Below are 23,055 nucleotides of genomic sequence, written 5' to 3' on the forward strand. Positions count from 1 at the left end.
CGACTGTTAGTCGACCGCTCTTCGCACCCGGCCGCAGGAGGACACGCGCAGTCAGCGTCTATTCGACTCGGGCGAACATACCAAGGTGATTCCGTCTTCCGGGTATGCCTGAGGAAAGCGGTTGTTCTCACGACACCATGTCGCGGCGGGCGGCGATAGCCATTCGATCAGCGTCAGAATCTCATCGTGGTGCCCGCGCAGGTTCCAGCCGAGGATCGGTTCGTGATGGGCGATGCGGTTGCGTAGCACGCGTATGCGAGTCAGCGGTCCCGAAAAGCTCCTCCTCTTCAGTCCCCTGGGCGCACTGGGGTCCGCAATCCGGTGAAGGATCTGCTGCCAAAGGGCCTCGTAGTCCTTGTTGAACATTGTTGTCCAGAAACTGAAGGTGAGACTGGCGACCACACCGCCTGCTGTTACCGTCTTTCCCGCTCTGACCAATTCGTTGACGGCTTTGGCGACCTGCTCGAGTTGATGAGCAACCTTCAGGGCGCCAGCGCCTCGGCCGTACCACGCCTCGCCCTTGGCCTGGGTCAGAACGGTGTGGATGCGGTTTCGCAGTGCCACTTCCAACGTCTGCAGTGGTGCGTAGAGGCTTTCAGACAAGTGGGTATTGCATCCATACAGGGCGATGGCTCGGCTACGGTCGCCCCCCGCCCAATCCAGGTAGCGGCCAAAGCGCTCCAGGGAAAGGGCTTCTTCGAATCTGTCATGGCTCATCGCTGCCTGGACGCCTCCACTGATGCCGATTGCAGTGTGCCGCCGTGTGGGGTACGGTGGTCAGGTACACCCCGGTACCGTCTCTGTCCTTCTGGGCACGCGGCCGGGGTATTTTTTTGATTGTTGCTGCTCCCGTGCGGACGAGGGCTCCCGGCAATCAGGCTCATGCATTTCCCCGATCCAACTGCCGATAGCCAATCGCCTCAGCCAGATGCGCGGTCTGGATACCCTCGCAACCCGCCAGATCCGCAATCGTGCGCGCCACCCGCAGAATCCGGTGCATCGCCCGTGCGGAAAGCTGCAGGCGCTCGATGGCCTGCTCCAACAGATCCTGATCGGCCTCGCTCAGCTTCGTGCACGCCCGCAGCGCCGCCGGCGGCAGATGTGCATTGAGCCCGCCACGTGCCTGCTGCCGGGCATGGGCGGCTTCCACCCGTGCACGTACCGCAGCACTGGGTTCACCCAGTGGCGTGCTCTCCCGCAGCTCCACCGCGTCCATTCGCGTTACGCCGATATGCAGATCGATGCGGTCCAGCAACGGACCGGACACCCGCGCACGGTAGCGGTTGATCCGCTCGTCGCTGCACAGGCAACGGTTGCTGCGGTCACCGGCCCAGCCGCACGGGCAGGGATTCATCGCAGCCACCAGTTGGAACCGCGCGGGGTACTGCACGCTGCGCGCCGCGCGGGCGATGCGGATGTGGCCGGACTCCAGTGGCTCGCGCAGGGTTTCCAGCGCGCTGCGGTTCCACTCTGGAATTAGGTCATCCTGTGTCATGTCACGCGGCTACACTGTATCCGAGGGACTCCACTCGGGAGATCATCCTATGCTTCTGCTGATAGTGAAGGTGCGTGATCCCAGCCTGTTCAGTCAGTATCTTCCTGCGGATACCCAACTGGGGGCCAACATAGCAAGCAGGCTTCCTGAAGGCTTTCCATTGCTCATCGATGGTGAGGGGAAGCTAAATTGGGCCTGCTTTTGCTATCTCTTGGAGAAGTACCGGATAGATAGTGCTCGGGATCGTCGGAGAACGCTCCAGACCTATGCCGAAGGATTGAAGGACTGGTTACAGCACCTTGACACTCGGGGTATGGACTGGACCAGGCCACCTCCAGTGGCGCTGAGTGATTTCAGGAGGTCCATGGCGCAGGGTATCGAGCGAGGGCATCCTGCCTCAAACTCTACAGTCAATCTAAGAACTGCAATTGTCAGGGACTTCTATGCCTTCCTGGTCGATTGGACCAGATGGCGCCTCCATCATCCTTCGGAAGAGATGGACCGATATCCGATTGATAGGTTTCTGCATGCGGCATCGAAAGTGGCAGCCGCCAAAGCCTACAAAAAAGTTCCGAAGGCGCTCTCTGCGCAAGATGCTCAGAGCATCTCTGCTGGACTGAAGCTTCCCTACTCGCTGATGTTCAAGTGGTGCGTAGCCACGGGTCTTAGGCGGACCAACGTTGCAAATTTAACTATCGCGCAACTCCCCGAAGAAGTCGACGAAATTGCCTATGTCAGGCTGACGGTAAAGGGAGGTAAGCCGCTAGATGTTCCTGTTACAAGAGCTCTAATGAGTGTGACTTGGGACTACATTGAAACGGTTAGGTCGAGGCTTCTGTCGAGGACGCGCATAGAAACCGATCACATCTTCATCAATGAAAAGGGAATGCCTGCTACTTCCAGCTCGTACTACAGCGCATTTCGACGTGCCGCAACGCTGGCGGGAATACGCGCGTCACCTCACTGTACACGTCATACCTTCGCCGCTCACATGAACGCTGCCCTCGAGCGTTGTGCAGCTAGTGGTGTCGGGATAAACCCGACCAAAGTTCTGCAGCACATTCTTGGTCATTCCAGTCCTGCGACAACAGAGCTGTACCTGGATACCGTTAGAGCGATGGACCTCGGAGTGCTGCGAGCGCTGATCGAAGTGCAGGAGAGTCTTGAATGAAGAATGAGAGCCTAGTGATCAGGTTTGTGAGCGACATTCCGGGACGGGACGTGGATTCATACGATTTTCGTTTGTTGGGTCTCAGTCCTGCCGTCGCCTCGCACCTAGCAAGGTCATTCCAAGCATTGACGGCGACCTACAGATCCGTAAGCAGAAGGCAAGCTTGGGCCTCGGTAAGAAAGTACTGCAGATACTTGGCAACTCAGCATGATCCTGATGCGGCAATGAAGCGCCAATCAGTCATTAAGGACTTCCTCTGTTCTATGGATAGGAATGTTCGGCAGTCAACTGCGATCTCTCACTACAACTTCATTGCAGCGATCTACAGATGGCTGTCGCTGAACGACGCAGCGAACACAATTTTGTGGATGAATGTTGATTCTGGTCCTTGCGGATTGACGCGAGAGGCGAAGTCTGTGCGCAGTATCAGATTGTCTGTCAGCGACCTATCTATGATTTTGTCAGCAAGTAAGAAAGGCATTGATGGTGTGCGTCGACGATTAGAGGTTGGCGAGACCGCGATCAGAACTGGTGAATGTGAGGAGCTCTCCGGCCGTGACGTCGCCACATTGATTGGCATCCAGAAGGGGTTGCAGCGAGGAGTGCTAGCAAAGCACCAGCTGACAAGGAGTGGCTTGATTCAGCACAGCTGCCGGTACAGGGAGGTTCGTCGCTACGTCGTCCTGGACGCACGTGATCTAATCCCATATCTCATTTGTCTGATGTGCCAGACACTCGCTAATCCTCAGTCGGCAATGGAGATCTCTGTGGACTGTGTTGAAGCGCATCCGGTTGACCCGTTGAAAAGACGCGTCATATGGGACAAGTACAGGGCCGGGCGGCAGCAGGTGCTAGACGTAAGTGCAGATGGCCGTTACTCAGTTCCTGCTTTGGTAGACGATATCACTCAAAAAACTCGCGTCTTACGCCCGATTGCTGGTGATTTTTCAGCGCGCTTGTTCATCAGTCCTTTCGGGGCGGGGGCGAGGACTCCTAATGTCCAAGGTTGGCACAACGCGCTGGCCGAATTCATCAAGGAGCATGATCTTCCGGACTTCAACTTCGTCGACATTCGCGCGTCTGGCGCAGAAGCTCTGAGTACATCCGGCGTTGGAATTGAGTCCATACAGAGGAAGATGCAGCACAGCCATCCTAGGACAACGCAGCGGTACCTGAGTCAGCATGCTCCCTCGTCACAAGCTCGAAGAAGAGTTGCGACGTTCATTGGCAAGGTTCTGGAAGAGGCCAGGCGTCCAACTGTGCGTCGCTACGAAACTGTGACGGGATTGCAGTGCTCTGATCCGTCTTCGGGGGTCGCGCCGCAGTCAATTGTTGGGGAGGAGTGTCTCCAGTACCTGCAGTGCGCGACATGCCCCAATAGCATTGTGGTGATTGACAGCGCGAAGCATGTGTCCAGGATGCTCGCGGCACTGAGTTCGCTAGAGCGAATGAAGAAGGAGGCCACTAAATCAGTCGATGTCCGAGCACGCTATCTGGCGGCTTTTGAAGCAACGCACCAGGTCCTGCTGGCATTGCTGGAAAGGGTTCCCAAAAAAGTGCTTGAAGTGGCGAGGCCGCTCGCCCTGAAGATCCCGCATCTGAGTATGGAGTGATCTATGAAGAGGGTCCGATCTGCGTCAGGGAAGGTCGATTTCGATCTCGCAGAATTTGGTGTCCGGTATGAAGATGGCTGCTGGGAGCTCCGGCAATACGTCGTTGGCGATTCCTATCATAGGGTCTGTTTAGACTTCCATAAGTTTCCCCCCGCTTGGAGGTCCTCCGCGAAAGACTACTTTGCCAAAACTCTTCTAGGGTTGATTCCGCGAGCGTCGACTATCCCATTGACGTTGAGAGAGCGGTTCTACGCCATCAAGTCTTTCGCTGTCTGGTGCAAAGAGCACGGCGCTGCATCGCCCAAAGAAATTGATTCTGAGCTGATTGAGTATTGGGGCCGCGAGGTTGTCGGATTTCAGAAGGGTAGGCGGATCACGCCGCGTGCGGAGGGCTGTCGGTCTACGAACGTGGAGGATTTTCTGAGAGGACATACTGGTTGTTCTGTCGAGGTACGGGCGGCCTGTTCTGCGGTCGCGCAGCGGTCGCGCAAGAGAATTAGGATGGCTGGGAATGAGGCCGGAACAGACGCTCTAGGCGAGGATCTGATTTTAAGGGTGCTGAGGGACGCACTGGTGGTGGTACAGGAGGACGCACCGGAGGTACTTAAGCTCGTCAGCAAGTTCGCCGGACCCAGGGCCACAAGGAATGCCAGACGTGGACGTCGTCATTGGCACTCAGAGTGGGTAGGGGATCGGCCGAACTTTAGCTCTGAGGCCATGAAGAGGCTTGGAGAACGCACGTGTTTGAGCGAAGAGCGGATGATTGGGACGGTGATCGGAGCCGCCATCGCGGTGATCGCGCTTCTTTCGGTTATGCGAACGTCTGAGTTACAGCGACTATGTGTCGGGTGTGTTGAGAAAGAGGGTGACGATGAGTTCGGCAGTTGGGTCATCAAAGGAGTTCTCGCCAAAAGTGGGCGACCCCACACTTGGATAGTCGTCCCAGAGGTCAAAGCTGCTGTGGAGGCAATTGAACTATTGGGGGCAGAAGTACGAGCTAATAGCGGCACTAAGGCGCTCTTGGCGGCGCGAGTGGTGAGCAGAAGGCCGTATCTAAGTGGCCGGACGCGCGCACCATCTAAGGTTGCATGGGCTTCGATGTTGCTATGCAGGGTGAGAGAGTTCGCCCTGCTGTCGTGCCCTGAGGGAGGAGCGGCGCTGGAGCGCCTGACTTTTCGGAAAACCCGGAGGTTCTTAGCCCGATTCGTTGCAAGGCGAGATCGTTCCAGTCTCGGCGCCCTCGCATTTCAGTACGGCCACTTGGATGCGCAGATCACTGATACGTACTACGTCGGCAGCGACCCAGAGCTGACCAGGCTACTCAACGAAGAATCCAGCTTAGAAGTGATCAGGGCCATGGAGGATCTTGCACGCTCTGATTCCGTACATACGAATATTCCTGCTGAAGTGATGGAAGCGACTAGACAGAAGATCGAAGCCGTACTGTCGCGCGCGAGTACCCAGAAGGAGGTGTTTCGAATGCTGGGCGCCGGGGTCGTTCTGGGTCCTTGCGATTGGGGGTACTGCTTCTACCGGCAAGGGCGATCGAAGTGCGAGGGGAATGAAGACGGACCGAACAAGGCGAATAGAGTTCCAACTACCTGTGCGAGTTGCTTGAATTTCGCAGCGACGCCTCGGCATGCCGAGTGGTGGAGGCGGCGCGTTGCTGACTTGGAAGAGTTCGCCAGGTTTCGAGGAACTCCGGCGCAGTCCAAGAGGATCGCCGCTGAGAGATTGGCACAGGCAGTGAAGATTCTCTCTGCTATTGGGGGAAGTGATGAACCGTGAGTGTCTTTTGACCGAGTTCGAGCTGCAGCTGGCGGCTTGGAGGGCCGGTGGCAGAAAGCCATCAGTTAGATCGGTCGCAGAAGGCTGTGGGATCTCGAGACAGACCGTCTATCGGTCCCATCAATGCGTGGTTGCAAAGATTGCTGAGCTCTCAGACCCGCAGAAGCGCGAAAGGGACGTGGCCTTGAAGATCGATCTTCTTCGAGAGCGGCTCAGGCGCGAAGTTGAGAAGGTCGGGATTCTTACCACGTTGTGTGGTGAGCTGGCAGCGGCCCTGCATGATGCCCGTGAGGAGCTGGCCTTTGCGCAGTCAACGGTTGAACGACTCCGAATGAAGAAGGGGCGAGGATGAGGCTCGGCAAGCCTGTAGCCAGATTCTGAGGACCTTTGTGCCGATGCCTGGTCAGTTCTCTGACTGGAATTCAGTAAGCGCAGCCCTCAAAACTTGGTGGGGCATTGTTGCGAGCAGCTCTGCAGGTGATCGCCCATCCAGAAGGGCATGGCCAGAGATAAACCATTCAATCTCTGACCAACCAGTGGTTCGTCCCTTGGCGTCAAGAAACAGGCCGGTGCGCCGAATCGATCCAAGGATCTCTGCGAGGTATTGGACCGGCTTGCCATCGCAACCGAACTGCCAAGGTGGAAAGTGCCAGCTGCCGCCCGAGTCAGGTAGATAGGCTGCCAGAAGTCTTCCTTCACGAAACCACCGCATAGCGGACGGTGCTTGGCGGCCTCGCTCGTTGCTAAGAGCTTGCTCGACCTGGGTTGCGGTCGGCCATTGGGTGGCGAGGGCCATGCGCCGCGCGATTGCGAGATGTTCCAGTGGGATCGGCCTACCAATGCGTCGCATAAAGGCTACTCCGGCTGAGTGACGGGCGCTCAAGGGGATTGGCACAGGTTGTTGAGACAACAAGGCCGTGCGATGGATGGTGCCCCCGGTCGGGCTCGAACCGACACAAGCCGCTTATCTGGCGCTGACGGGTTATAAAACCGCTGCTCTACCTATTGAGCTACAGGGGCATGTCAACGGACGATGCCTCCGTATTCGGTGATATGGAGCGAAGATCTCATTCATAGGGCACCTTCGCCGGCGAGAAGATCCTGGTTGAGCTCTGCAACCCGGACAACATCCAAGAACACGGTTTCGGCCAGATAGACCGACAACTGTTGGAGCAGGCTATCCTTGAATGCCTCAGCGCCTGAGTCGCGCTCCGTCACGCCCAGTCGGAAGTCGGTCACAGCCTGAACCTCCGGACCAAATACTCCATCCCGGACCTCACGAACGGACCAACTCAAGATCACTTCGATCATCTTGTCTCCTCATCCGGCGGGATGCGCCCAATACCCCAGCGCAAAGCCGGCCAGGCGTAAGCGGTTAGGCCGACCAGCCGGGCCGATACTACATGATTTTCTTGTAATCGGTAGGTGAGTCATACCGTACCCATCGCCCAAGCTTGGCGATGGTTCGATGGCCCGAAAAACGATCTACCAGGCCGAGTACAGAAGCCTGATCGAAGCCCTGCGTCGACGACGTGAGGCACTTGCAAGAAGCCAGACGGAGGTCGCGAAGGCACTGGGCTGGTCCCAGCAGGCCCTGTCGGCGGTAGAAGCAGGAGCGCGCCGCCTCGACATCATTGAATTTGTTCAGCTATGCCGGGTGCTCGAAATCTCTAAGGAAGACGCATTCGGCCTCCTAACCGATCTCCAGTCCGACTCGGTCTGATGATCACGGATTCTGCCCCTAAGCTGTTGCATCCGAGGATAGATAGGGTCACATCCTACTATCGTCCAGGCGCTGTCTATCGGGATCTGCCCGACCGGATGCCGAAGTACAAGGAGTCGCGCTGGAAGAAGGGCAAGGACCCTCGCCGCCTGAACACAGCGAGAGACGGATCGCTGCTCGATTTCATTGAGAACTTCAAGCAATCGGTAACATGCGCGAACGCAGGCAAATTGAGCGCTGGGAGAGCTTCAAGCCCACCCTGCCAAGCTCGAGTCCCCTTTCCTGGTGATCAAGAGGCAATTTGGATACACCAAGGTGCGTTACTGCGGTCTGGCCAAAAACTTCGTCCAGGTGCTGACACTGTTTGCGCCGTCCAATCTGTGGATGGGCCACGATGGTTGCTGCCGGTATAAGGTTCAATCCGTCCGCTGGTGCCTGCCGGTACCATCAGAACGGCGAAAATCCGCAGATCTGGCACGCCCGTCGGTCGTTGGTCGGGCCGGACCTGGAATTTCAGTACTCAGCGACGATTGCCCAGGGCATCCCCTAACCACTAGGGCGCCAGCAAGTCCAAGCATTACAACCATTAAGGCACGGAAGAATGCGCCCTTGCCCAGACCGAGTCTCGGGGCCTCAAGAGCATGCGATCCATCGTCAGGCGCTTGGGGCGCAGCCCTTCGACGCGGAGCCACGACGTGGCCCGACAAGGTGCTGGAGCGCACAGCGCCACCGAGGCCGGCAACAACGCCAGCATCTATGCACACCCGCGCTGAGAATTGAAGAAAAAGTTAGCGGAATCGCTTCGGCAGAGCGAGCCGAAGCGAGGTCTACGCCGCACGAACGGTAGTCAAGCGGGCATGGATTCCTGAGCAGTTGCGTATCGCCCATCCCGGAAAAGTGCAGCAGCGACTGGTCCCGGCCCACCGCGGGCGATTCAATCAGGGCTGCTTTCAAGCGCTCCTGTCGTAGGGACGCTGGAGCGGTTGAACGTCGCGCCTTGTGATCCTCTGCAAGGTAGACGTCTGCGCAGTTGAAGCGGCACTGGAGAGGTAGAGTCGCCAATTGAAGAAAGCTACCCGAATCCACGCGCACCAGTTTGACTACGACCGAGGCACGGAGCTGATGTACTCATCAGAGCCGGTGGACCGCTTGGATATCGGGGTGCGATTTTCCGATCTGCACGCACCGTGGCAGCGTGGCAGCAACGAGAACATCAACGGACTGCTCCGACAGTTTCAGCCCAAGGGCGTTGATCTGTCGAGCGCGAGACAAGGATATCTCAACCGCGTTGCGATGCTCATGACCGCGCCCGCGTCGTACGCTGGGCTGGAAAGCACCCGCCGAAGTGATGGACAAAGAGATCGCCTAATTCAGATCACGTGTTGTGCTTGCTCCATGAGGCCGCCCTAGAGGAGCCAAGCAAGTCAAAGGGCGGACTTGTAACGGCAATTTTCGTGGAGTAGGCTCCAGCTTGAACGTGTCCATGGATGGTATCAATGCTTCGCGCAGTGTCCTTGATTTTATTGATGATTTTCAGCGCTTTCGCGCACGGAGAAACCTTGTGGAAGGGTACAAGCGTACAGTCTGTTATCAAGGGGTCGGGAGATGTTCTTGATGTGGGAGGTGCGACAGTATCCGTATCCGGCACTTCGACTGGCGAGTCCGCATTCATTGGGGCGATCACGTCACTCGATGCCGGATCCTTAAAAGGCAGGGAAGTGCGCTTGACCGGTCGCCTGCGGGTCGACGATGGCGCTGGCGCTGCTGCACTTTGGCTGCGGGCGGATGGAGTCAAGGGTAAGGTTGCATTTGCCACCTCCGCCAGCAAGCCCGTGCACTCCGGCGATGGCTGGCTCGAGCGCGAACTGGCGCTCTATATACCCAGCACTGCATCAAGCATCAAGTTCGGAGTCACGCTAAGAAGTTCCGGGCAATTGCAGGTTCAACGCCTCACGCTTACGTCCAGACTTCCCGAACCCACCGGCGTCTCCGCTCACGATGTAATGTCCCAAGCACTCACGATTATACGCGCAAGGGCGTTGAACGGAGCCAACATTGACTGGGCGGTCAGTGATGCTGAGCTAGTACCGGCTGAATTGAAACTGCTTCCGTCGCAAGAAGCGTACAGTAGGCTGAATGAAGTAGTCGCTACTCTCTCAGATCGGCACAGCATTCTCCAGACCCCCGAAGTCGCCAGCGCTTTTCAACGCCGCGGAATTGCGTCGCGACCAATCGAATCTCGATCAATGGGGTCAATCGGATATTTGCTTGTGCCGGGATTCCGTGGCTCCAATCCGCAAGACGCAGCTGAATTTGCCTCGGAATTGTGCAGTCGCATTAGCCAACTAGCATCAGCCTCATCGAAGGGTTGGATTCTTGATCTTCGCGAGAACACGGGCGGCAATATGTGGCCTATGCTAAACGGGCTCTATCCTCTTCTGGGCCAGGAAAACACGGGTGCGTTCCGGGACCGTAACGGCGTTACGAGTCATTGGCGCTCGCGCAGTAGTCCAAGGTGCCGAATGGATCTCTCAAAAGATCCGGTCGCCGTGTTGCTGGGCCCCAGGACGGCGAGCTCAGGTGAAGCGATGGCTGTGGCGTTTAGGGGGCGCTCTCAAACTCGCTTCTTTGGACGCACCACCGCAGGACTTGCGACCGCGAACGGATCTTTCCCACTTCCGGATGGAGGCGCTCTGCGCCTCACAACGGCAGTAATGCTCGATCGAGACGGCACCGCATATCCCGAGGGCATAGCGCCAGAGGAGCCTGTGCCTGAAGGTCGCGACGCCGTTGCTGCTGCTGCTGCCTGGTTAGGCTTGCTGCCATAAGTCCACGCGGAGACCTGTCCTTTCACTAGCGAAGGGCGTACGGCCCTCTCGACTGAAGGATCGTTCCAGTAAATAGGTTGGTATCAGGCATGACAGTAGTCTGCCAAAACTGCAACTTGTGGCATATTTCAAAGGAACGTCTGTGCAGTATCCGACGAGCACAAAACGGCGGGAAGGCAAGAAAGGCGTTCCCGGCATTTGCAGTTATGCGGATGATTATCAACTCTGTGTGATGCTTGGCAGCCAAAGACGACTGTGTTCAATTTTGAGCTTGCCGCAGGTGCGCATGGGCGGTGGATCCTGCTTTGTTCATTATGACGGAAGGCGTAATCCCGGCATTATCACAATGGGAATGTTGGCACGACGGCTGATGGACTGATCCGCGCCATTCTGAATTCTTCAGGTGTCGCTTATCGTAATTTCACGAATTTACCGCTTGCCGTCGCTCGATATGCCGTGTCACGATGCGCAGGCTACTAAAGGCAAGGATGCATCATTTTGGTCGCACTAACGGAAGCTCTGTCCGCCGCATATGACTGCGGCAAGCAGCAAGGATTTCCTGCATTCCCTCTTGGGATACAAAGCAGCAATCCCCTAAATTCGACTCCGTATCTCGGTGGCATCTGTGATATGGATGCGTGTTGCTGTGACCCAAGTCGAAGGCAGCTTGTCCTGCACATTCACTCACTTCTAAGGGTGCTACGCAGGATTTCAGTTGAGCCTGTTGCTCTTCTGGTTGGCGGCAGTTTCCTTCGTGTTACGGAGCGACCCAAGGATCTTGACTGCGTACTTTTCTATAAGGCAGATGGCGACGTCGCCCGCGATCTCTTCAGATACCAGAAAGGGATCGCGAAGGTGGGGGTAGACCTTCGCTTTGTGCCCATCGACTCAGACCCGCTGATTGCTCTAAAGAGCGCGATCTACTTTGGCACTCTCTACAGTATGCGAAAAGGAGACGATCCGGGACGGCCAGGCGCTGTGCTGTTTGATTGCCGTAACACGGGCGCCGAACTGTGAGCGCCGTGGCACCTTGGTCGCCATTTATCTTCCCTGAGAAGGCGAGCTGCGGACCCGACCTGCTTAGAAGGATGGATGCCCTTCAGCTTTCACGGGATCAGGCGGCAATGGCGGTGAGTGCAACCAACTCATCTGAGCTCATTCGATGCAAGGACTTCTGGAGCAGCCGCCAAGCGTCGATAGAGCTGTCCCATCCCTGGTCCAATTTGTGGATGGCTAGGAGGGGGGCTGCGTGTCGGACGCCGAGGCTCACCGAAGAGGAGTACGGGGCGTGCATTCAAGCTGAAAAAGAAATCAAGCAATATGCGCGAGCGGGACATTCAGACGACTTTTCGCGCGTATTTGAGGGGATCGCGAGAGCTGTGCTTGGAAATGGTGCTGGAATTCGATCAGCGCCGGCTGCAACTATTCCTGACAAACTTGGCCACTCTATCGCCTTTGGGCCGCATCAGGATATAAGGTCTCAGCTGAATTTTACGTGGCACAAATATTGCTTGAGTGACCTTCCTCAAGCGGTCGCTGACGTTGCTCTCTTGATAGCACTGCTCAATATTCACCCTCTTCAAGATGGAAACGGTCGCTGTGCCCGGGCTGTCTTTGGAGCCGTCAGTCGTCTGCATCAGCCACACGGCGACGCATACATTCCACTGCGCGCGGTAATAGATGCATCGAACGGGGGGTTCGAAATACGCGCAAGGGATGCTGAGAGAAATGGAAACTGGCTGCCAATAATTGATTATTTCATCTCAATCAACAATTATATATTGAATCGGATTGATCGCGCTATGGATGGTGTGCAAATTAATAAACCGGTTGCCCATAATGAGAGGATTTCGCCGGTAGTGGCGGGTGAATCGGTCGATCTGCTTTATCGAGCCATCAACTCGTCATTAGAGGGCTCAAACTCAGTTTCACCATTTCTTTCGTCTGGCGAGGCTGGCCACTGTCTAGCGATGTACGACGCAGGGATTCGGTTTGGTGATCAGGCATTGCTATCGGCAGCTGATGCAAAATTGGCTGCCGCGGTATCGGGCCTAGAGCGGCACCCGCTTAGTTCCTCCCTATATTCTGGTGTGACAGGCGTGGGCTTTGCCGTTGCGCTGCTAGACAGCAAAAAGTATGGAGATCTTTTAGCTGACCTTGACGAGATTCTCCAGGAAGCAATTGGCACGAGTAATCATCCAAATGTCGACATCATTAATGGAATCGCGGGAATCCTGACCTATGCGCAAGCTCGATGTCACGGCGCTCGCCCATCCGATACGCTCAACCGTGCACTCACCCTCTCAATCAAGAGCATTCTTGGTAACGCGAGACAGGAATATGCGGCCCGCATAAAGAACCTGGGCGTTGGTCATGGGCTTGCGGGCTTACTGATGGCTTGCGTCGGTGCCCTTGAATTGAAGCTACTCGACAGTGATTGCTGGGAGCTCGTGCGGATGGCGTACAATGATCTGTGGGATAGCTGTATCGAGTCCCCCCATGGGGTTATGCTGCCAAATGAGCGCGGGGCGACCACGCACTCCCGCGTGGCTTGGTGTTACGGCAGCTTGGGGGGCGCCGCGGCATTTGCGCGCTCTTGCAACCTATTCCCCGAAAACCGGTATCGATCTCTAGCACTTACCGATTGCGCAATATCTCAAATCAGGACGGGCAAGCACTCCGTGGTCGACGGGTCGCTGTGTCATGGATGGGCCGGGAACGCTCTGCTGTTCGCCTATTTGTTTGAAGTCCTTGGTGATGAGAGGCAGGACACTGGTTGCGCTAACGCGGTTGATCTCTGCGTAGACGCCGCTCTGAATTACGCAAGGAGCAACCAAGACCGATTTCCATTCCGAACAAGAGATGGCTTCCGGACTTCGGCAGGACTTCTAGAGGGCGACTGCGGGGCCGCGGGCGCGCTTGTCGCTGCGCAGAGCCGGTCCTGGCCCGTGTGGGGGCCGATGCTCGGCCTTCCATTTTCGGCCCTGCATGGTGTCAGTGTTCGCGCGGATTGGAATCAATGAGGAGTATCTTTCGCCCAGAGGTCCTCGAGGCACAGACCGACCGCTGGCTGGGGGACATTAATGTCGCAACGCCCGTGTCTACCAAGTTCTGGAGCGCGTCGCTGGTTGGTGTAGCAACTATAGCAGCGCTTTTTATTATTTTCGGTAGCTACACCAGACGAGAGGCGGTGACCGGCGTTGTGAGTTCTAGTGCTGGGGTTGTAAGAGTTCGGGCCGTTAACCGGGGTGATGTTCGTGAGGTGCTGGTCAAAGAAGGGCAGCATGTAACTAAAGGGCAGCCAATCGTCATGATCGGCAGCGACAAGACCCTGCTTTCATTCGATGCGCTTGAGAAGTCGGTCGAAGGTGAACTGAACACCCAAGTGGACACCCTGAGCGACTCGATTCAGTCCGCTCGGGAGAAATCACAGAGGAGAGCCGTTGCGCAGCGAACTGAGCTGAGAATTGCGCGCGAGCGACTCGCGCAAGCACGACTGCAACTCGGTCTATATGAGCAAGAGGCCAGGGACAGACAAGACATGGTATCGCGTGTTGAGCCGCTATCCGCCTCTGGATATGTGTCGGGTACGCAAATTCGAGAGCTCAAAGCTCAGCTATCCACAGCAAAAGTCGCTGTCGAAAATCAGAGGGCCACCATCTCCTCAATTGCGCAGGAGATCGTACGAATTGAATCGCAATTGGATGACGACGTATTCAGCGATGCAATCGATCTTAATAACAAAGTATCACAGCTATCCCAACTGGAAATAGATAGAAAGAGAAGTTCGGCACAGGGGGGGTACGTACTTCCGGCGTCCGTAAGCGGGACTATCGCGGGGCTGCAGGTCAAGTCTGGGGAATACGCGACTGATGGCCAGGTGCTGGCAACGATTGTACCAGAAGGTGCGTCGATGGAGGTTGAGTTGCAGGTGCCGAGCGAATCAATTGGATTCGTGCGAAAAGGGACGCCCGTACTTCTAAAGTACGCGGCCTTTCCATACCAGAAATTCGGCACCTATCGCGGGAAAGTTTCTTTCGTACCCTCTGCGCCGACTTTCAGTGGCGATCAAACGACTACCGAGCAGCCTTCGATCTTTATCGTAAAAGTGCAGCTTGATCGCCAGTCCGTAAGAACTGACTCGGGATTTGTAAAATTGGTTCCCGGAATGGCTGTAAGCGCGAGTGTGATGCTGGAGAAGCGCAGGCTTCATGAATGGATCCTGGCACCAATCTATTCAATGCCCACTCTTGACGCAGGGGATACTGAATGAATGAAAGTACAGAATTGACGCCGGAGGAAGGGTCTCACGCATCTTCGAAATGGCAGGGGCTGCTGCGCTTCGGGGGGCGCGCGCCAGTGCCCTACATTCCGCAAACTCAAGCTGCCGAATGCGGAATGGCGTGCATAGCCATGATCGCGAGCTTCTATGGAAAGAAGACTGATCTTCTCACCCTTAGAACAATGTTCCCTCTGTCACTTCGCGGGGCGAAGCTTAAAGACCTCATCGACATGGCTGGCGATATTGGATTTATCGCCAGGCCAGTTCAAGTTGCGCTAGAGGACCTTTCGCATCTTGAAGCGCCGTCGATACTGCACTGGAACATGTCCCATTTTGTTGTTCTGGTTGGTTGCACAAAAGGTGAAGTCGAGATAATTGATCCTGCTCGCGGTCGCAGGCGAATGCGTTTAGCCGACGTATCGAAGAGCTTTACCGGTGTTGCCTTGGAGATGCAGCCTTCCGAGGAATTCACGAAAGACGAGCTCCGCGAAGCGGTTTCGATCCGCCAGCTGACCGGACGTGTTCGAGGGCTGAAACGTGGGCTGCTGCAGGTGTTTGCGATCGCGGCGGCAACAGAAGCACTCAACTTGCTCGCGCCACAGTTCCTTCAACTTGTTGTCGATCAGGTCATCGCCGATAGTGACAAGGAGCTGTTAACCATCCTGGGAATTGGCTTCGCGGTTCTTCTCTTGCTCCGCGTCGCCGCAAATGCACTACGCACGTGGGTGATCATGTGGTTAAGCTCTACGATAGGCATTTCTTGGGCAGGTAACGTATTCGCTCATCTTTTGAGACTTCCGGTGAGCTACTTCGGCCAGCGCCATATGGGTGACCTAATGTCGCGCTATGGATCCATAGGTGCGATTCAATCCACGATTACTACGAGCTTTGTTACTGCTGTGATCGATGGAATTATGGCGACTGTAACCCTCGTGGTGCTGTTTTACTACAGTGGCACACTTGCGATGATCACAATTGGATTTGTCATGCTGTACAGCGTGACACGCTTCTTCCATTACAAGACATTAAGAGAGCGAAGCGAAGAGCAAATCAACGCAGTGGCGAGTCAGCAGACGGTGCTAATCGAAAGTCTGAGAAGCATGCAGACAATTAAACTAAATAACCAAGGCCCGCAGCGTGCAGGGAAATTTATGAATGCCACTGCCGAGTCTATCAACGGCGGTATAGGAATTCAGAAAATTGGGCTTGCATTCGCCTCGATCAATCAAGTGTGCCAGGGTCTCCAGAGAATCATTGTAATCTGGGTGGGGGCCACATTGGCGCTCGGTGGGACACTCTCCGTCGGTATGCTTATGGCATTTGCCGCGTATTCCGATCAATTCACATCGAGAATTCTGTCCCTGATCGACTATTTCGTACAGTTCCGCCTACTTAGAATCCAGACAGAGCGACTGGCAGATATAGTCCTAACGCCCCCTGAAAGCCATACTGACGCCACTTACGCAGGAAAGCTGAGTAGCTATTCAATAGAATTTAAGAATATCAATTATCAGTACGCATCAAATCTTCCCAAGGTTGTGTCGAGCTGCTCCTTTTTCGTAGCTGAAGGCGAAGTTGTGGCAATAGTGGGGCCGTCAGGCTGCGGGAAGACCACAGTCGCAAAGTTGTTGATGGGACTGCTTGATTACGATAGCGGTCAGATCCTGATTGGCGGCGTCGACATGCGAACTCTTGGGAAGCGGCGTATTCGCCAACTAGCAGCCACTGTTTTTCAGGACGATCAGACGTTCGCTGGTACAATCGCAGATAATATCTCTCTCTTTGATCCCGGGGCATCTCTAGATCAAATACGAGAAGCGGCCGAAGCTGCTGAGATATCAGATGAGATTGAACAAATGCCAATGGGGTACTACACGTTGATTGGTGACATGGGAGGGGCTCTATCTGCCGGTCAAATTCAACGAATTTTCCTGGCGCGGGCGTTTTACAAGAGGCCAAAAATCTTGATTATGGACGAAGCAACCAGCAATCTTGATATAAGTAACGAAGTAAAGATCTGCGCCGCGGTGCGGCGCGCGAAGATTACAACCCTGCTAATCGCACATAGGCCGCAGACGATACAGTCGGCAGACAGGGTGCTCTCAATGCGAAATGGGCGCATATCGTCGATGGGTGCCGATAGGACTCCCGCGCTGCAAAATTAACGGTAATACATGGAGTGAGACCGGAAATGGATGGTTACAACCTTGGCATGGCAGCCATTAGGGCGCCTGTACTTCCCGCAGAGACTCTTCAGACACTACTAACGACGCCTAACGCAGAACTTGATAGCCTAGTCGCATCCTTTGCACGGCGCCAAGATGTTTCAGATGCCTTGCTTCTTGCATCACCTTCCCTTCATGCCAAGCTTCAGCAGTGGTTGGATGGGAAGGGACGTTTTAATGACATACAGCGTGTAATTGCTAGATATCTCATCAGAATGGCGTACAGACCGACGCCATTTGGTACATTCTCCTCCATCTGTAGCTGGCCACTTGATCGCACGACCTCTGTGCTGCCAGTTCTATACAGTCGGTCGCACCTGAAATTAGACGTTCAGTTGGACTCGGTAGCCATCGAACGCCTCAAACGTTGGGCTTGCGTGAACGAGTCCGAGTTCATCGAGTACTTCGTGAATGACACTTTGGTCGACCGCGGAGATAGTTATGCGTATTTGTCTGCTGGTCCCTCGCGCCCATCGCTCCCAATTCCCTTCCGCAAAGTAGTAGTCGACGCCTCACCCCACCTAGCGCATGCGTTGAGCTGTGCCAGGAGCGGAGCTACAAAGCGAAACATCTGCGAACACCTCAGGGGCGTGTTTCCTACAGAAGATGTCGAAAGTATTACCCATTTTATTGAGGACCTAATTGATCAGCAGATACTCGTTTGCGATCATCTGCACAGAATCGTCACTCCTGACCCATCGCAATGGCTCGAGGATCAATTCCCCTCGTCATCTCGAATGGGGACCGTCCTCGGGACCATAAATCGCTGCATCAGGAGCATGAGAGTCCACGGCGAAGTCTCAGCAGAGCAAAGTATTCAGAAGATCAGGGAGGCGGCAGGCGCGCTTTTCAATACATCTGATATTAAGTCAATCGTTAAGGTTGACCTCTCCGGCGATCTGTCCGGGGCCAACACTGTGCCTGCGCCAGGCTTCTCCGATGCCGTCGCGCTGGTTCCAACAATTGTCCGCGAGACCTGTGTCATCTCAAGGCAAACAGCGCTTAGAGAGTTCTGTCAACGTTTCGAGGCTAGGTTTGGCGATGCGGAGTTGCCCTTGGCAGACGTTGCCGATTTGCTAGATTCGCTGGGATTTGATCGAAGAGTAGTTCAGGCGCCTTTGGCCAAGGCCATCTTTGGTCCGGCAGTGAAGCCGACTAAGCGTACCGCTGGGCAGCCATCTTTCGATCCGCTAGGTTTGGCTAAACTGATCGTTAAGAGCGACCTTTATGTTGACTCAACCGAAGCGCTTGAAGGGAGAATGGGAGAGTTTCCCCCGGAACTCGATGACATGCTCGTTAATGCGTCGGTGTGGAATTCAGCGGTAGATGGTAGCGGCTCCTCTAATGCGTGCAGCCTGGAGATTCGCGGAATTGCTTCCGGCGACCCAGGAAGGCTTTACGGGCGCTTCACCGCTGGCCTTCCAGATCTGAGAGAATTTGTCAGTGCGAGAGTGTCTCGTGGTGGACGACAGCCGGTCGAGCTTGTCCATCTACCAAAAATAAACCTCGGAAATATTATGAGTAGGGAGGAGGTTGGTTCACTCCAGCTCGGAATTCGTGCGAATGTGCCCCAAGAAAAGGAGATTAGGATCTCCGACATCATGGTACGGGTCAGGGCCGGCGAAGTAATACTTCGCTCGGTTCGGCATGACACCGACATCGATCTTAGAATGAGCAATGCACATGCTTTTGATTCTGGACCAAGCATACCTATTTATCGGTTCTTGGCGCGGGTCGCTAACCAAGGTTGCATCATTCGCTTGCCTAGTCTGCGTGCCATATCTCCCACGGCCAAGTTCGTTCCTGGCCTGATCCATCGCGGTGTGATTATCGCAAGGGCGAGCTGGCACCTTACCGCATCGGAGTGTCTCGAGCTTCGCAGGCTTGATAGGGCCCAGGCCGTATCTCGACTAGCTGATATACGACGTGAAGGTAACTGGCCGAATCCGATCGCACTTCAGGTTGGCGACCAGGTGGCTCCGTTCAACCTCGACTTGGAGTGGATGATCGATGAGTTCATCAGTGAGGTCGGAAAAATGTCAGGCGCAGACCTGGTCGAGGTATTTCCTAGAGGGCTCCAGCCTGCTCTGCGCTCGGGAGAGGGAGAGCACTTCCACGAGATTCAGATACCGCTGTCGCGAGATGCAACTCCGGCCCGCCGTACTCAGTCGCTTTTCGCTCCAGTCAGTTCTCGGAATGTAGTTATGGAAAGTTGGAGTGAATGGGCATATATGCGTTTGTATGTCGAGCCAAGCGATCAGGACGAGGTATTGACCGCTCTCACTCCAGTACTTATGGAGGCAATTAGCGCTGGCAAGATACGTCAGTACTTTTTCATTCGCTACTATGACGACAAAGGATCGCATCTCCGGCTAAGAATAAAAGCTAAGGCGCCATTCAGCACGGCCGTAAGTTGGGAGCTTCTTGCAACTCTCTTCCAACAGCTCTCGGGCCGCGGGCTACTTCATTCTGTTGACTCAGAGGCCTATGTTCGAGAAGTCGACCGCTATGGCGGTGACTTCAATTGTAAGGTATGTGAGGATATTTTTTTCTGCGATTCAAGGGTGGCCATTGGGACAATACAGAGCGCCGGTACCGAATCGAAGCTTTGGAAGCAATGCCTCGCATTGATGGACTCTATGCTCACGGCAACTGGTGTTGGGAATGATGCCGACAGATTGGAGTTCGCACGACGTGCATCCATCGGTTATCAGAAAGAGTTTCGAATACAGGATCGCGAGCGTGCGCGGATTCGCGACGTTTTTAAACTGGTGCCTAGATCCCGTGCGGAGCTCCATGCCCATTGGCTGCCGAATTTCCCTTCGCTAGCGGGGCTGGAGTCAGATATCTCGATGCATTGGAAAAGAATAGCATCATCCCAACTTAGCGAAGAAGATCTATACCGAATTCGGTGGAGCCTGGTGCACATGCGAGTTAATAGGCTACTTAGCTTGGCGCCGCGCACTGAGGAGGCCATTATGTGGGATCTGCTTCGAAGAATTTACGATCGTGATGTTTCGAGATGCACGAGCGCCCAAGCCGAGGTGGTCGGGTAACATGCATGGAAGCTGCGGCTGCAAAGGAATAGTGTCGCGGTTGCCAGCTCTCGCGATCCGGTTTCCCAGTGCAAAATGCCGTCGCAAGATATGCTCATGCAGAGCACCGCCTGACGAGCGGCGCTCCTGGCGTGCTTTGGATAGGCATTCGGCTTAGATTTATTTCACGTGGAACTCCATGGTGGGTGATTCCCGCGAATTGTAGATCGCGCATTTTATTGCTTCGGAAATCCGTGTATTGATCGATTTCTGGTGTCAGGAGTGGGTTAATGGGGTGCTTAAGGGATGAGTAAGTATCAGATCGTGTCCGCCACTCCGTGGTGGGATGAGTGCATGGCCAAGCAGCACCGCTCCTTCCTCCGCTGTGACGCAGAATTTTGGAGTGTCCTACGTTCTGAACAGCTAAGTGTGATCGTCTGCAGCAAGCAGGACAGCAGAGTTTTTGCGATTTCAGCTGCGGAGCAGGAGTTGCGCTGCGAAGTCACAAGTGTATTTGTGCCACAGGCAATGGGATTTTGCTTTCGTGGCCAGACGGCGGCCATGGGGGCGGGAAGAGCAATTCGCGTGTGGCACGACATTACATATCGGGATCGAAGCCTCGGGGCTTTTGTTCCCAGCGCTGTACACGTTGTTGGGCCATCCAGCATTCACGAAGTCGCATTTCACCCTGTGACTGATAGATTGCTATTCCTCAACACTCTATTCTCCTCTGTCTGCCAGCTCGACGAAACTGCAAGTTTTAGGCAGGTATGGCGGCCCAAGTTCCTTCGTGATCCTGGGCCAATTGACTGCGCACATGTCAACGGAATGGCCATCAAAAGGGATGGAACGATGGTGGTCTCGATGCTGGCCATGACGAGTGGTGCGGAGGGGTGGAGGAGCGCCCCACCCAAGTCGGGTGTCGTCTACTCGGCAAGTAGCGAGGAACCATTGGCAGTAAATCTAAGCTTCCCTCACTCCCCCGCTTTCGTCGGCGAAGACCTATGGGTTTTAGAGAGTGGAACAGGGCGCCTTCTGATATTGAGCTCCCAAGGCGTATCCACAGCGGCAGAATTCGACGGATTTGCTAGAGGGCTGGCTGTGCACAGGAATTTTGGCCTGATTGGTCTATCTCGTCTGCGCGACGGAACCTCACCATTGCACCGAGAAATAGCCGACACGTTTGCTCAAAGGTCTTGCTGTGAAATCAGGATGTTCGACGTGTTGCGGGGAGTTGATATTGGCGGACTAAACCTATCCGGAGTGTCGGAGATATCGTCAATTCATATTTATCAAAAGAGCAAGGTTGTGTTTCTTGACCCCGAGCCAGTGCATCGGCATGGACACTACGTCATCTCACAATCGGGTCTTTGAGATTCGCGAGGGGGGGGGCGGTGGAGGACTGCGGACGAAGCAGTCCGATCAGAACGATGCCTCTAACTTCTATGCTTCGTCTTGCGCTGCACAGCACTAGTTTGCTGTACGCGTATCGCGCATTCGGGAGGGGTGCGCGACTCATAATGAGTGTTTCCTCCCATTCATCGATCAAAAATGGAGTTCTAATGATCAAGCTGAAAACAAGGAATGTGACGTTGCTAACCGACGATGAGGTTTCACTCGTCTCGGGTGGTACTGACACGGATACGCGAGGAGGATTTACGGATAATTCCTGCTTTGAGTGCTTCTTCTCCATGGGCATGTGCATTGAGTCCCACAATGTTTGCAGCGGCCCTACATACGGAGACTGCAACAGCCTGCACTGTCCCAGCGAGTGGGACTGCCCTACAGATACGAATGTTCATTGCGATACGACAGATACGTGCGAAACGGTCTGCAGTTGATTCGGTAGCATTGATGTAACAGTGGAGGAGGGCATGCCCTCCTCCACTTTGCGAGAAAACTCAGACGCAATCGTGGACGGCTCAGCGGAACGGACTACCAATGACCGAGTCTAAATCTCATGTCATCATCGTACACTTCCGCCAGGAGCCTCTTTGGGGAAGCCAAGCTTGGATGCATCGTTGCCACCGCCATGCCAAGCCATTGCTTCCACTTTCCGTCTTCCCCCGCCGGACTTTCCCCGCACAGAGACACTACAATATTCTGAGCTTCGCCTATTCGCCCCTGTGCCATGAGAGATTTTGCGATCATGATTTTGATTGATCGATTAAATGGCTCACCGAACGCATCATGCACCTTTTCTAAACAGGCCAGCCCATTCGGAGTTCGCCAATCCACTCGGGCAGCCGTGCGCAGCGCCGTTGAAGGTATGCTCTCTTGAAGCCTAAAGGACGCACTTTCACCGGTTTTATAGTTATCTATCGAAAAGTAGTCCAAGAGTGGGCCCATACTTGCGGCAAGCCAAGGTTGAGAAGGTGCGAAGAAATCCTGATGGATTAGTACTGATAGCTTGGGTATGAGTAGTGGGAACCAACTAATAATCAGTTGTGAATTTATTCCCGAAGACTTTGCAATGTCGATGGAGAGAATCTCAATGTTCCCAGTAATCCGCGAGATTCCCAGAATGTCTCCAGCTCGGATCTCGACAAGATGAATGTTTCTTCGAATATTCTCGATGAATATAGGGAGAAATGAGTCGCCCATTCGAATATCAAGCCCGGCTTTTGCAAAGAACTCTGCAATGTACGAGTCCGCGACCAAAAATCTATCGAGTGAAATAATGGGCGGCGATTCCAGTTCAGCAGAGATGCCTTCGCAAAGGGCATTTGTCGTTCCACCCAGAAAGCAACCCGCATCCACGATCTTCCCTAGCCCTGAATACTCGGAGGCATATTTTTGGTATAGGTCTCGCTCCGCCTTCGTAACAAATGCACTATTGAAATATTCATTCATCCTGAATTCTCGTCGTGAGTGTAAGGCCTGTTGCACGCTAAG

16 protein-coding genes, 1 tRNA gene and 4 pseudogenes are annotated in these 23,055 nt (G+C 54.8%); 16 read left to right on the plus strand and 5 right to left on the minus strand.

Annotated features, from left to right (window positions below):
* Positions 1-51: 51 nt before the first annotated feature.
* Positions 52-717, minus strand: coding sequence for an Abi family protein (locus ACTJJM_RS07335; RefSeq protein ID WP_076739462.1), 666 nt, complete (start codon positions 715-717; stop codon positions 52-54).
* 163 nt (positions 718-880) lie between these two features.
* Positions 881-1,483: pseudogene (locus ACTJJM_RS07340) on the minus strand (ATP-binding protein); the annotation flags it as partial.
* Between the two features lie 61 nt (positions 1,484-1,544).
* Between ACTJJM_RS07340 and ACTJJM_RS07345 the strand changes: the two are divergent.
* The 4 genes from ACTJJM_RS07345 to ACTJJM_RS07360 all read left to right on the plus strand — a co-directional run bounded on the left by ACTJJM_RS07345 (position 1,545) and on the right by ACTJJM_RS07360 (position 6,419).
* Positions 1,545-2,666 carry a tyrosine-type recombinase/integrase gene (locus ACTJJM_RS07345; RefSeq protein WP_440865352.1) on the plus strand — a complete coding sequence of 374 codons (1,122 nt, stop codon included), beginning with the start codon at positions 1,545-1,547 and terminating at the stop codon, positions 2,664-2,666.
* Between the two features lie 224 nt (positions 2,667-2,890).
* Complete coding sequence (locus ACTJJM_RS07350; RefSeq protein WP_440865353.1) at positions 2,891-4,279, plus strand: hypothetical protein; 1,389 nt, start codon at positions 2,891-2,893, stop codon at positions 4,277-4,279.
* Positions 4,280-4,282: 3 nt separating this feature from the next.
* Positions 4,283-6,067 (plus strand): hypothetical protein, encoded by a 1,785-nt coding sequence (locus ACTJJM_RS07355; protein ID WP_440865354.1) that lies wholly within the window; start codon positions 4,283-4,285, stop codon positions 6,065-6,067.
* 7 nt (positions 6,068-6,074) lie between these two features.
* Positions 6,075-6,419, plus strand: coding sequence for a hypothetical protein (locus tag ACTJJM_RS07360; protein ID WP_440865355.1), 345 nt, complete (start codon positions 6,075-6,077; stop codon positions 6,417-6,419).
* Positions 6,420-6,994: 575 nt separating this feature from the next.
* Here the strand turns inward: ACTJJM_RS07360 and ACTJJM_RS07365 are convergent.
* Together ACTJJM_RS07365 and ACTJJM_RS07370 are read right to left on the minus strand one after the other, a co-directional pair.
* Positions 6,995-7,087: transfer RNA gene (locus ACTJJM_RS07365), tRNA-Ile, on the minus strand.
* 51 nt (positions 7,088-7,138) lie between these two features.
* The gene (locus ACTJJM_RS07370; RefSeq protein WP_440865356.1) at positions 7,139-7,378 is read right to left on the minus strand and encodes a hypothetical protein; all 240 of its coding nucleotides are present in this window, start codon (positions 7,376-7,378) and stop codon (positions 7,139-7,141) included.
* 157 nt (positions 7,379-7,535) lie between these two features.
* Between ACTJJM_RS07370 and ACTJJM_RS07375 the strand changes: the two genes are divergently transcribed.
* From ACTJJM_RS07375 to ACTJJM_RS07430, 12 genes and pseudogenes are all read left to right on the plus strand, one after another.
* Positions 7,536-7,790, plus strand: a complete 255-nt coding sequence (locus ACTJJM_RS07375) for a helix-turn-helix transcriptional regulator (RefSeq protein WP_440865357.1) — start codon at positions 7,536-7,538, stop codon at positions 7,788-7,790.
* Between the two features lie 53 nt (positions 7,791-7,843).
* A pseudogene (locus tag ACTJJM_RS07380) lies at positions 7,844-7,987 on the plus strand (NADH-quinone oxidoreductase subunit D); the annotation flags it as partial.
* Positions 7,984-8,177: pseudogene (locus ACTJJM_RS07385) on the plus strand (IS5/IS1182 family transposase); the annotation flags it as partial. The pseudogenes ACTJJM_RS07380 and ACTJJM_RS07385, both read left to right, overlap by 4 nt.
* A gap of 203 nt (positions 8,178-8,380) precedes the next feature.
* Positions 8,381-9,159: pseudogene (locus ACTJJM_RS07390) on the plus strand (IS30 family transposase); the annotation flags it as partial.
* An 877-nt stretch (positions 9,160-10,036) separates the two neighbouring features.
* A complete protein-coding gene (locus ACTJJM_RS07395; RefSeq protein WP_440865376.1) occupies positions 10,037-10,618 on the plus strand; it encodes a S41 family peptidase in 582 nt (193 codons plus the stop codon).
* A gap of 142 nt (positions 10,619-10,760) precedes the next feature.
* On the plus strand, positions 10,761-10,997 hold the full coding sequence (locus ACTJJM_RS07400) for a hypothetical protein (RefSeq protein ID WP_440865358.1): 237 nt from the start codon (positions 10,761-10,763) through the stop codon (positions 10,995-10,997).
* A 251-nt stretch (positions 10,998-11,248) separates the two neighbouring features.
* Positions 11,249-11,635, plus strand: a complete 387-nt coding sequence (locus ACTJJM_RS07405; protein ID WP_440865377.1) for a DUF6932 family protein — start codon at positions 11,249-11,251, stop codon at positions 11,633-11,635.
* A 71-nt stretch (positions 11,636-11,706) separates the two neighbouring features.
* The gene (locus ACTJJM_RS07410; RefSeq protein WP_440865359.1) at positions 11,707-13,641 is read left to right on the plus strand and encodes a lanthionine synthetase LanC family protein; all 1,935 of its coding nucleotides are present in this window, start codon (positions 11,707-11,709) and stop codon (positions 13,639-13,641) included.
* On the plus strand, positions 13,638-14,891 hold the full coding sequence (locus ACTJJM_RS07415) for an HlyD family secretion protein (RefSeq protein ID WP_440865360.1): 1,254 nt from the start codon (positions 13,638-13,640) through the stop codon (positions 14,889-14,891). The genes ACTJJM_RS07410 and ACTJJM_RS07415 overlap by 4 nt, the downstream gene beginning before the upstream one ends.
* The gene (locus ACTJJM_RS07420) at positions 14,888-17,065 is read left to right on the plus strand and encodes a peptidase domain-containing ABC transporter (protein WP_440865361.1); all 2,178 of its coding nucleotides are present in this window, start codon (positions 14,888-14,890) and stop codon (positions 17,063-17,065) included. The genes ACTJJM_RS07415 and ACTJJM_RS07420 overlap by 4 nt, the downstream gene beginning before the upstream one ends.
* A 47-nt stretch (positions 17,066-17,112) precedes the next feature.
* Positions 17,113-20,181, plus strand: coding sequence for a thiopeptide-type bacteriocin biosynthesis protein (locus tag ACTJJM_RS07425; protein ID WP_440865378.1), 3,069 nt, complete (start codon positions 17,113-17,115; stop codon positions 20,179-20,181).
* Between the two features lie 333 nt (positions 20,182-20,514).
* Entirely contained in the window at positions 20,515-21,534 is a 1,020-nt protein-coding gene (locus ACTJJM_RS07430) for a DUF4915 domain-containing protein (protein ID WP_440865362.1), read from the plus strand.
* 561 nt (positions 21,535-22,095) lie between these two features.
* Here the strand turns inward: ACTJJM_RS07430 and ACTJJM_RS07435 are convergent.
* Positions 22,096-23,013: a hypothetical protein gene (locus tag ACTJJM_RS07435; protein WP_440865363.1), complete on the minus strand. Its 918-nt coding sequence runs from the start codon at positions 23,011-23,013 to the stop codon at positions 22,096-22,098.
* Positions 23,014-23,055 lie beyond the last annotated feature (42 nt).

The sequence above is a fragment of the Stenotrophomonas sp. 22692 genome (assembly GCF_052045015.1).
Lineage (GTDB): Bacteria > Pseudomonadota > Gammaproteobacteria > Xanthomonadales > Xanthomonadaceae > Stenotrophomonas > Stenotrophomonas geniculata.

Excerpts from the sequence above, each read along its gene's own strand:
- ACTJJM_RS07335 (WP_076739462.1), bottom strand. The coding sequence starts at position 717 with ATGAGCCATGACAGATTCGAAGAAGCCCTTTCCCTGGAGCGCTTTGGC.
- ACTJJM_RS07345 (WP_440865352.1), top strand. The coding sequence starts at position 1,545 with ATGCTTCTGCTGATAGTGAAGGTGCGTGATCCCAGCCTGTTCAGTCAG.
- ACTJJM_RS07350 (WP_440865353.1), top strand. The coding sequence starts at position 2,891 with ATGAAGCGCCAATCAGTCATTAAGGACTTCCTCTGTTCTATGGATAGG.
- ACTJJM_RS07355 (WP_440865354.1), top strand. The coding sequence starts at position 4,283 with ATGAAGAGGGTCCGATCTGCGTCAGGGAAGGTCGATTTCGATCTCGCA.
- ACTJJM_RS07370 (WP_440865356.1), bottom strand. The coding sequence starts at position 7,378 with ATGATCGAAGTGATCTTGAGTTGGTCCGTTCGTGAGGTCCGGGATGGA.
- ACTJJM_RS07375 (WP_440865357.1), top strand. The coding sequence starts at position 7,536 with ATGGCCCGAAAAACGATCTACCAGGCCGAGTACAGAAGCCTGATCGAA.
- ACTJJM_RS07395 (WP_440865376.1), top strand. The coding sequence starts at position 10,037 with ATGGGGTCAATCGGATATTTGCTTGTGCCGGGATTCCGTGGCTCCAAT.
- ACTJJM_RS07405 (WP_440865377.1), top strand. The coding sequence starts at position 11,249 with ATGGATGCGTGTTGCTGTGACCCAAGTCGAAGGCAGCTTGTCCTGCAC.
- ACTJJM_RS07410 (WP_440865359.1), top strand. The coding sequence starts at position 11,707 with ATGGATGCCCTTCAGCTTTCACGGGATCAGGCGGCAATGGCGGTGAGT.
- ACTJJM_RS07415 (WP_440865360.1), top strand. The coding sequence starts at position 13,638 with ATGAGGAGTATCTTTCGCCCAGAGGTCCTCGAGGCACAGACCGACCGC.
- ACTJJM_RS07420 (WP_440865361.1), top strand. The coding sequence starts at position 14,888 with ATGAATGAAAGTACAGAATTGACGCCGGAGGAAGGGTCTCACGCATCT.
- ACTJJM_RS07425 (WP_440865378.1), top strand. The coding sequence starts at position 17,113 with ATGGCAGCCATTAGGGCGCCTGTACTTCCCGCAGAGACTCTTCAGACA.
- ACTJJM_RS07430 (WP_440865362.1), top strand. The coding sequence starts at position 20,515 with ATGGCCAAGCAGCACCGCTCCTTCCTCCGCTGTGACGCAGAATTTTGG.
- ACTJJM_RS07435 (WP_440865363.1), bottom strand. The coding sequence starts at position 23,013 with ATGAATGAATATTTCAATAGTGCATTTGTTACGAAGGCGGAGCGAGAC.